This is a genomic window from Arenimonas sp. (assembly GCF_041913985.1).
Lineage (GTDB): Bacteria > Pseudomonadota > Gammaproteobacteria > Xanthomonadales > Xanthomonadaceae > Arenimonas.
Window position 1 is genome coordinate 60063 of the sequence record NZ_JAYSEG010000015.1, and the last position, 8830, is coordinate 68892.

The following is an 8830-nucleotide window of genomic DNA, read 5'->3' on the forward strand; positions in this document are numbered from 1 at the left end:
CGTGAAACTCCCCCACCTGGCCAACGTCTATCGCCTGGGCATCAAGGAGCTGTGGAGCCTGGCGCGCGACCCGATCCTGCTGGTGCTGATCGCCTACGTGTTCACCGTGTCGATCCACACCGCCGCCACGGCCATGCCCGAGAGCCTGCACAACGCGCCGATCGCCATCGTCGACGAGGACCGCTCGGCGCTGTCGCAACGCATCGCCTCGGCGTTCTATCCCCCGCAGTTCTCGCCGCCGGCGATGATCTCGCTGGGCGAGGTCGATCCCGGCATGGACTCGGGCGCCTACACCTTCGTGCTCGACATCCCGCCCAATTTCCAGCGCGACGTGCTGGCCGGCCGGCAACCCGCGCTGCAGCTCAACATCGATGCCACCCGCATGAGCCAGGCCTTCACCGGCAACAGCTACGTGCAGCAGATCATCAACCTGGAGGTCAACGAGTTCGTGCGGCGCCAGCGCGGCAGCACCGCGATGCCGATCGAACTGGCGCTGCGCGCGCGCTTCAATCCGTCGCTGGACAAGACCTGGTTCGGCGGGCTGATGCGGATCATCAACAACGTCACCATACTCTCGATCATCCTCACCGGCGCGGCGCTGATCCGCGAGCGCGAGCACGGCACCATCGAACACCTGCTGGTGATGCCGGTCACCCCGGCCGAGATCATGCTGTCCAAGGTCTGGTCGATGGGGCTGGTGGTGCTGGTGACCGCCTTCGTCTCGCTCAACCTGGTGGTGCGGGGTCTGCTGGGCGTGCCGATCGAAGGTTCGCTGGCGCTGTTCGTGGTCGGCGCGGCGCTGTGCCTGTTCGCGACCACCTCGCTGGGCATCTTCCTGGCCACGCTGGCGCGCAACATGCCGCAGTTCGGCATGTTGATGGTGCTGGTGCTGGTCCCGCTGCAACTGCTGTCGGGCTCGATGACCCCGCGCGAGAGCATGCCGCAGTTGGTGCAGGACATCATGCTGGCCGCGCCCACCACGCATTTCGTGGAACTGGCCCAGGCCATCCTCTACCGCGGCGCCGGCATCGGCGTGGTCTGGAAGCCCTTCCTGGCCCTGGCGCTGATCGGTTCGGCCCTGTTCGCGCTCGCGCTCACCCGTTTCCGCAGGACCATCAGCCAGATGGCCTGAATCCGTCCCTGACTCGGGACTTCCACTCAGTGAGGCACTACCCATGACCACCGAAACGCTTCCCCTGAACCTCCTCAAGGCCAACGCCGAACTGCAGTTGCGCCTGACTCGCTTGCTGCAGGAAAGCAGCCATCAATGGCTGGACTCGGTGAAGGAGGCCAGTTCGCAGGGGATCGCGGAAACCTCGGCCGAGATCGAAGGCGTGCTGCGTTCGGCCAACTGGCAGGCACTGGCGTCGTTGCCGCCTGAAGCCTTCTGGCGTCAGTTCCAGGGCCGCGTTGCGCACGTGCAGACGTTCCAACAGGTCGCGATCAAGAACCAGGCGGCCTTCACGTCGGGACTGCAGCAGGCCATCGAGAGCTGGCACAAGGCCGTGAGCAGCGCGCTCGGCAGCGACAACTCCGCGTCGCCCTTCGCCGACGTCTTCAAGCAGTGGAATGCCTTGTGGTCGCAGACGACCGAGGCCACCCAGCGCAAGGCGCCCAAGGGAGACTGATCGGAATGGGCAGCACAACACATACTGCGCTGGTCACTGGCGGCATGGGAGGGCTGGGCGAGGCCGTCGCCCGCCATCTGCACGATGCCGGACATACGGTGCTGGTCACCCACGCCCGCAGCGACGAAGCCGCCAACCTGTGGCTGCGCAAAGAGGCCGATGCCGGTTACACCTTCCAGTGCTACGGCGTGGATGTGGCCGACTGGGCTTCGACCCAGGCCATGGCCGAGCGCATCGCCGCCGACGGGCATGTGGTGGACATCCTGGTCAACAACGCCGGCATCACCCGTGACGCGACCTTCCGCAAGCTGAGCAAGGAGAACTGGGACGCGGTGCTCCGGGTCAACCTGGACTCGATGTACAACGTCACCAAGGTGTTCATCGACGGCATGCTCGAACGCGGCTGGGGCCGCATCATCAACATCTCCTCGATCAACGGCTCCAAGGGCCAGTTCGGCCAGACCAACTACTCGGCGGCCAAGGCCGGCATTCACGGCTTCACCAAGGCGCTGGCCCAGGAGGTGGCGCGCAAGGGCATCACCGTCAACACCATCTCGCCAGGCTACCTGGCCACGCAGATGGTGATGGCCGTGCCCGAGGACGTGCGCAACCAGATCATCGCTGGCATCCCGGTCGGTCGCCTGGGTGAACCGGACGAGATCGCCGCGCTGATCGGCTTCGTCGCCGGCGATGCCGCCGGCTTCCTCACCGGCAGCAACCTGTCCATCAACGGCGGCCAGCACATGTACTGACGCCGCGCCCGCCGCGGCGCCGGTCGCGCCGGCGGTCAGGCGCCCTCCCGCAAAGAAAAGGACATGAGTTGAGCAACGACATTGCAATCCTGGCGGCCACCCGCACCGCCATCGGCAGTTTCCAGGGCACGCTGTCCGGCCTGCCGGCCCACGCCCTGGGCGCGGCGCTGATCCGCGGCATCGTCGAGAAGACCGGCATCGCGCCCGCGGAGATCGACGAGGTCGTCCTGGGCCAGATCCTCACCGCCGGCAGCGGCCAGAACCCGGCGCGCCAGGCCGCGATCGCGGCGGGCCTGCCGCACACGGTGCCGGCGCTGAGCCTCAACAAGGTCTGCGGCTCGGGCCTGAAGGCCGTGCACCTGGCCGCGCAGGCGATCGCCCTGGGCGACGCCGACCTGGTCCTGGCCGGCGGCCAGGAGAGCATGAGCCTGGCGCCCTACGTGCTGCCCAAGGCGCGCACCGGCCTGCGCCTGGGCCATGCGCAACTGGAGGACAGCCTGATCCGCGACGGCCTGTGGGACGCCTTCAATGACTACCACATGGGCATCACCGCCGAGAACCTGGCCGAGCGCTACGGCATCACCCGCGCGCAGCAGGACGCCTTCGCCGCCGACTCGCAGCGCAAGGCCGCCGAGGCCATCGCAGCCGGCCGCTTCCAGGACGAGATCACCCCGATATCAATCCCGCAGCGCAAGGGTGACCCGGTGCTGTTCGACACCGACGAGCAGCCGCGCGCCGGCACCACCGCCGAGGCGCTGGCCAAGCTGCGCCCTGCGTTCAAGAAGGACGGCACGGTCACCGCCGGCAACGCTTCCACGATCAACGACGGCGCCGCGGTGCTGCTGCTGGCCAGTGCGCAGAAGGCCGAGGCACTGGGCCTGCCGGTGCTGGCATGGATCCGCGGCTATGCCAGCGCCGGCGTGGACCCGGCGGTCATGGGCATCGGCCCGGTGCCGGCCACGCAGAAGACGCTGAACAAGGCGGGCTGGCGCATCGGCGATCTCGACCTGATCGAGGCCAACGAGGCCTTCGCCGCGCAGGCGCTGGCGGTGAACCAGGAACTGGGCTGGGACACGGCCAGGGTCAACGTCAACGGTGGCGCGATCGCGCTGGGGCACCCGATCGGCGCGTCCGGTGCGCGCATCCTGGTCACCCTGGTCCACGAACTGATCCGCCGCGATGCCCGCAAGGGCCTGGCCACGCTGTGCATCGGCGGTGGCCAGGGCGTGGCCATCGCCATCGAACGCTGATCCCGACGCAGGCCCCGACGACATGAGCGACGATCGCGCCCCCCACAAGACGACCGGGAACATCCCCGCAGACTGGCCGACCGACCCGCTGCGGCTGGGTGCCGCCGCGGCCGAATACGCCATCGACGCCTGGCAGCGCGGCCTGCTGTATGCCGACGTACTCCGCCAGCGCGGCAACCAGTACCAGGCGCACCTGCGCGAGCGCGTGCCCAACGTGCTCGACTTCGAGGCCGAACTGGTGCTCTCCGGCCTGGACCTGCCGCGCCCGGTCAACTACGGGCTGGCGCGCATCGTGCCCGGCGCCGGAACCCCGGTCGACCCGGCCAAGCGCCCCTTCGTCGTGGTCGACCCGCGCGCCGGCCACGGCCCGGGCATCGGTGGCTTCAAGCCCGACAGCGAGATCGGTGCGGCGATGAAGGCCGGTCATCCGTGCTACTTCGTCGGCTTCCTGCCCGACCCGGTGCCGGGGCAGACGGTCGAGGACGTGATGCGCGCCGAGGCCGCGTTCGTGCGCAAGGTCGGCGAACTGCATCCGGGCAACGGCAAGCCCGTGGTGATCGGCAACTGCCAGGCCGGCTGGCAGGTGCTGATGACCGCGGCGGTCTGGCCGGAGCTGTTCGGGCCGATCATCCTGGCCGGCGCGCCGGTCTCGTACTGGGCCGGCGACAACCCGATGCGCTACGGCGGCGGCCTGACCGGCGGCAGCTGGTTGACCGCACTGACCAGCGACATCGGCGCCGGGCGCTTCGACGGCGCCTGGCTGGTGCAGAACTTCGAGCACCTGGACCCGGCCAACACCCTGTGGAAGAAGCAGTACCACCTGTACGCCAACATCGACACCGAGGCCGACCGCTACCTGGGCTTCGAGAAGTACTGGGGCGGCTACGTCTTCCTCAACGACGTGGAGATGCAGTACATCGTCGACAACCTGTTCATCGGCAACAAGCTGGCCACCGCCGAGCTGCTGACCTCCGACGGCGTGCGCGTGGACCTGCGCAACATACGCTCGCCGATCGTGGTGTTCTGCTCCTACGGCGACAACATCACCCCGCCCGGCCAGGCGCTGGGCTGGATCACCGACCTGTACCGCGACAAGGACGACCTGGTCGCCCACGACCAGACCATCGTCTACGCCACCCACGACAGCATCGGCCATCTGGGGATCTTCGTCTCGGCCAGCGTCGGTCGCAAGGAACACCGCGAGTTCGCCGCCAACATCGACATCATCGACCTGCTGCCGTCCGGGATTTACCGCGCCGAGGTCGAGGACCGTCCCGACGGCGTGCCGGCGGGCGAGCTCGACGACGCCGAGTACCTCATGCGCATCCGCGGCAGCAGCCTGGAGGAGATCGGCCAGATCGTGCGGCCCGATCCCGCGTCCGACCGCCGCTTCGCGGCCGCCGCGCGCCTGTCGGAGATCAACCTGGCGCTGTACCGCAACACGCTGCAACCCTGGATCCGGGCGATCTCCACGCCCTGGTCTGCCCGCTGGCTGCAAGCGCTGCAGCCGCTGCGGGTCGGCTTCGAGTGGTGGTCGGATCAGCATCCACTGGCCGTGCCGGTCGCCGCCGCCGCCGAACAGATCCGCAAGGAGCGTGCGCCGGCCGCCGCGGGCAACCCCTTCCTGCTGGCGCAGGAGCGACTGTCCGAGACGATCGTGCAGGCGCTGGATCAGTTCCGGGACCAGCGCGACGCCTTGCAGGGACGCCTGTTCGAACTGATCTTCGGCTCGCCCCTGCTGCAGGCGCTGGCAGGGCAGACCCTGTACCAACCGCAGCCGCCCAGGACGCATCCGGGCGATTCGCCCGAGCACCGCGCCTTCCTGGCCGGCGAGCTGGCGCGGCTGGAGGCCGACCTGGACCGGGGCGGGCTGGCCGAGGCGGTGATCCGCGGCCTGTTCTTCGTGCTCAAGACCCGCGGCGAGGCCGACGGCCGCCATTTCCGCCATGCCTGGGAGCTGCTGCAGCCGCGCCTGGACCGCCCGGATCTGGGCGTGCCGGACCTGGCGCGGTTCCGCGAACTGGTGCGCCGACAGGGCCTGCTGGTCTGGCGCGACGGCGAGGCCGCACTGGCGGCGATCCCGCGGCTGCTGGCCGACACGCCACCCGACATCATCCACCGCGCCAGCGACATCATCGCCGGTCTGGTGGAACTGGCCGGCAGCCTGTCTGCCCAGGAGCAGGCCAGCCTGCGACGCGTGCTCGACCTGTTCGCACACGCCGCGCAAGCGGCGACCGCTGCGGCCGCGCCGGCCGCCTCGGTGCCGGTGACACCTGCCCATGCGCCCAGCGTGCCTGCGAAGGTCGGCAAGGCCGCCACCGCCAAAGCGGCTTCCGCGGCAAAGCACGCGCCGCGTCCCGGGACTGCGCAGACGCGAAAGCGCGGCACCAAGGCAGGCGCTGCAGTCCCATCGGGGACCGCTGGCGAGCCCGCCACCCGTCCCGGCCCCTCCGGTTCGCCTGGGCGTCCCGGCAAGAAGGCCACCGGCAAGAAAGGAACCCGCCCATGACCGCGACAACCGGCCAGGCCGCCGGCAACGAAGGCCTGCTGCACCTGCTCGCCCACGTCGCGGGCAAGTCGGCGATTCGGGTCGCAGTGGTGCATCCCTGCGATGCCTTGAGCCTGTCGGCGGCCCTGGAGGCGAGGACGGAGGGATTGATCGAGCCCATCCTGGTCGCCCCGCGCCCGAAACTGGAAGCGGTCGCCAGCCAGGCCGGCCTGGAGCTGGCCGGCCTGGCCATCGAGGACGTGCCGCACAGCCACGCCGCCGCCGCGCGCGCGGTCGAACTGGCCCGCGAGGGACAGGTCGAGGCCCTGATGAAAGGCAGCCTGCATACCGACGAACTGATGTCGGCAGTGGTGTCCTCCACCACCGGGCTGCGTACGAAGCGCCGGGTCAGCCATTGTTTCGTATTGCAGACGCCGCAGTATCCGCGCCCCTTCATCGTCACCGATGCGGCCATCAACCTGGCCCCGGACCTGCTGCAGAAAGCCGACATCGTCCGCAATGCCATCGAACTGGCGCAGGTCATCGGCGTGGCCGAGCCCAAGGTCGCCATCCTGGCGGCGGTCGAGACCGTCAACCCGGCGATGCCGGCCACGCTGGACGCCGCCGCGCTGTGCAAGATGGCCGACCGGGGCCAGATCACCGGCGGCGTGCTCGACGGGCCGCTGGCTTTCGACAACGCGGTGTCGATCGCCGCCGCGCGTACCAAGGGCATCGCCTCGCCGGTGGCCGGGCAGGCCGACGTGCTGGTGGTGCCCGACCTGGAGAGCGGCAACATGCTCGCCAAGCAACTCATCTACCTGGGCAACGCGGAGAGCGCCGGCGTCGTGCTCGGTGCCAAAGTGCCGATCATCCTGACCAGCCGTGCCGACAGCCGCGAAACGCGCCTGGCCTCCTGCGCGATCGCCCTGCTGCTGGCGCACCGCTACCGGCAGATCCCGCCCTGAACAACGGCCCCCGATGCCGACGACGGTTCCATCAAACGAAGGAGATGACATGAAATACACATTCCAGGGTGACGTGGTGCTGGTCAGCGGCGCCGGCTCGGGCATCGGCGAGGCCACCGCCAGGCTGCTGGCCGCCAACGGCCTGCGTGTGGTGGTCTCGGACATCGACGCCGGCACCGCCGGGCGCGTGGCCGGGGCCATCGTCGCCGACGGCGGCACCGCCGTGGCCCACGCCGGCGACGTCTCGCGCCCAGAGGACGCCGAATCGGCGGTGGCGCTGGCCGTGCGCGAATTCGGCGCGCTGCAGCTGGCGTTCAACAATGCCGGCATCGGTGCCCCGTTCAAGCCGGCCGGTGAACTCACCACCGAGGAATGGCGCCGGGTCATCGACATCAACCTCAGCGGCGTGCAGTACGGCCTGCGCTACCAGATCCCGGCGATCCTGGCCGCCGGCGGCGGCGCCATCGTCAACATGTCCTCGATCCTCGGCCTGGTCGGCGACGCCGGCGCCCCGGCCTACGTGGCCGCCAAGCACGGCGTGACCGGCCTGACCCGCTCGGCCGCGCTGGCCTATGCCAGCCAGGGCGTGCGCATCAACTCGATCCACCCCGGCTACGTGGAGACGGCGATCCTGGCCAACCTGGACGGCGCCACGCGGCAGGCGCTGGTGGCCAAGCACGCGATCGGCCGGCTCGGCCGCGCCGAGGAGATCGCCCATGCCGTCGCCTTCCTGCTGTCCGATGGCGCCAGCTTCCTGGCCGGCAGCGCGCTGGTCGCCGACGGCGGCTACACCGCCGCCTGAACGCAGGCCGCATATCCATGTCCGAACCCACCCGAGACGTCCTGCTGGTGCTCAACTGCGGCTCGTCGAGCATCAAGTTCGCCGTGTTCGATGCCGGCGCCGTGCCGCTGCCGCGCAGGCCGCTGTGGAACGGCAAGGTGCAGGGCATCGGCGGGCCGGCGCCGGATTTCGGCGAGACCGACGTGGCGCCGTTCCCGATCGAACTGGGCCCGGACCACCCCTACCGCGACGCGCTGGCGCTGATCCGGCAGCGCGTCCTGGCCCGGCTCGACGGGCGCGGCGTGGCCGCGATCGCGCACCGCGTGGTCCACGGCGGTAGCAAGTACTTCGACCCGGTGCGCGTCGATGCCCAGGTGCTGGCCGACCTCAAGGGCTACATCCCGCTGGCGCCGCTGCACCAGCCGTTCGCGCTGGAGGCCATCGAGATCCTGCTGCGCGAGCGCCCGGACATCGCCCAGGTCGCCTGCTTCGACACCGGCTTCCACCACACCCTGCCAGTGGTCGAGCAGATGCTGCCGCTGCCCTGGGATGCGTGGCAGCGCGGACTGCGGCGCTATGGCTTCCACGGCCTGTCCTACGCCTACATGGCCGCGGTCCTGGGCGAGCGCCACGGTGCCGTCGCGCATGGACGCACCATCGTTGCTCACCTGGGCAGCGGCGCGAGCCTGTGCGCGATGCAGGATCTGCGGAGCGTGGCCACCACCATGGGCTTCTCGGCGCTGGACGGGTTGATGATGGGCACCCGTACCGGCGTGCTGGACCCGGGCGCGGTGCTGTATCTGATGGAGATCGAGAAGCTGTCGCTGGAAGAGGTCGGCCGCATCCTCTACCACCGCTCCGGCCTGCTCGGCGTGTCGGGAATCTCGGCCGAGCCGCGCGTCATTGTCGGACACGAGAACGATGCAGGCGAAACGGGGGAGCGAGCGCGCTTGGCACTGGCCCTTT

General features: G+C 69.7%; 7 protein-coding genes and 1 pseudogene. All 8 read left to right on the forward strand.

The window, feature by feature from the left end; all coding sequences use genetic code 11:
• Nucleotide 1 precedes the first annotated feature (1 nt).
• Nucleotides 2–1132 (forward strand): ABC transporter permease, encoded by a 1131-nt coding sequence (locus ACE3Q2_RS07155; RefSeq protein WP_231693825.1) that lies wholly within the window; start codon nucleotides 2–4, stop codon nucleotides 1130–1132.
• Between the two features lie 43 nt (nucleotides 1133–1175).
• Nucleotides 1176–1628, forward strand: a complete 453-nt coding sequence (locus ACE3Q2_RS07160) for a phasin family protein (protein WP_033474837.1) — start codon at nucleotides 1176–1178, stop codon at nucleotides 1626–1628.
• A gap of 5 nt (nucleotides 1629–1633) precedes the next feature.
• Nucleotides 1634–2380 (forward strand): acetoacetyl-CoA reductase, encoded by a 747-nt coding sequence (gene phbB / locus ACE3Q2_RS07165; RefSeq protein WP_374473548.1) that lies wholly within the window; start codon nucleotides 1634–1636, stop codon nucleotides 2378–2380.
• A gap of 68 nt (nucleotides 2381–2448) precedes the next feature.
• Nucleotides 2449–3630 (forward strand): acetyl-CoA C-acetyltransferase, encoded by a 1182-nt coding sequence (locus ACE3Q2_RS07170; RefSeq protein ID WP_033474839.1) that lies wholly within the window; start codon nucleotides 2449–2451, stop codon nucleotides 3628–3630.
• A 22-nt stretch (nucleotides 3631–3652) separates the two neighbouring features.
• Nucleotides 3653–6139 carry a DUF3141 domain-containing protein gene (locus ACE3Q2_RS07175; protein ID WP_374473549.1) on the forward strand — a complete coding sequence of 829 codons (2487 nt, stop codon included), beginning with the start codon at nucleotides 3653–3655 and terminating at the stop codon, nucleotides 6137–6139.
• 17 nt (nucleotides 6140–6156) lie between these two features.
• Nucleotides 6157–7083, forward strand: a pseudogene (locus ACE3Q2_RS07180) (bifunctional enoyl-CoA hydratase/phosphate acetyltransferase); the annotation flags it as partial.
• A gap of 49 nt (nucleotides 7084–7132) precedes the next feature.
• Nucleotides 7133–7885 (forward strand): SDR family NAD(P)-dependent oxidoreductase, encoded by a 753-nt coding sequence (locus tag ACE3Q2_RS07185; RefSeq protein ID WP_033474840.1) that lies wholly within the window; start codon nucleotides 7133–7135, stop codon nucleotides 7883–7885.
• Between the two features lie 17 nt (nucleotides 7886–7902).
• Nucleotides 7903–8830: acetate/propionate family kinase (locus tag ACE3Q2_RS07190; protein ID WP_374473550.1), on the forward strand; the 928-nt coding region annotated here is incomplete at its 3' end.